Origin of the sequence: Psychrilyobacter piezotolerans, assembly GCF_003391055.1 — a bacterium.
In the GTDB taxonomy this organism is placed as follows: Bacteria; Fusobacteriota; Fusobacteriia; order Fusobacteriales; family Fusobacteriaceae; genus Psychrilyobacter; species Psychrilyobacter piezotolerans.
In genome coordinates, this window is the sequence record NZ_QUAJ01000077.1 from 1 (window position 1) to 800 (window position 800).

Sequence of the window (800 nt, forward strand, 5' to 3'; positions counted from 1 at the left end):
GGGTACACCTGGTCACATTCCGAACCCAGAAGTTAAGTCCGTAAACGCCGAAAGTACTTAGGGGGCAGCCCCTTGGGAGGATAGGAACTTGCCAAGTCTTTTTTATTTTTTGAAGAAATTCAAAAAGTTAGAAGGGTCATCAACTAATGTTGATGGCTTTTTTTTTATGTATACTATCAAAAATAAAGAGAGTTTGACCCTCATCCTCCTAGGTCGATTCATCGAGTATTAAAATTAAGTATGTTTGATACTAAATTTTAAATGATGACCTCATAGAGAGAAACCAAAGAGAAAAAAGTTGGTGATATCCGAGAAAAAATAAAAAAATCAAGACACTTAAAATAATAAAATAACAAAAACGTTATCTATGTTGAATGAAAATGATCACTTTTTTTAATTATTTCATCTGCTGAAACATATATGTTTCAGAGGTTGTGAGTCAATAAAATAAAGACTTAAAGAGATGATGTTAGTTTTGTTTTCCTCTTTTAGAAAATGTTTTGAAAAAACATTATAAAAAAACAAAATAATCCTTGACGAAAACTTGTAAACGCGGTATACTTCTTCTTGTGCATCAGAGAAGTATCTTTGAAGCAAACAACAGGACATTAGCAATTAAATAGAGAAAGAAAGTGTAAATTAAAAACTCAATTGTCGTTTGAAACTTGTTTCAAACAATCGATTAAGGTGTACAGTGGAATGAACCACTATAAAAATAATTATCTTTTAATAGATAGCTAAACTTCATTTATGAAGTTAGGATATAAATTTGAATGTAGAGTTTGATCCTGGCTCAGGAT

1 rRNA gene is annotated in these 800 nt (G+C 30.6%); it reads left to right on the forward strand.

From position 1 onward, the window contains the following. A 5S ribosomal RNA gene (gene rrf / locus DYH56_RS15705) occupies positions 1–97 on the forward strand; the annotation flags it as partial. Between the last annotated feature and the right edge of the window lie 703 nt (positions 98–800).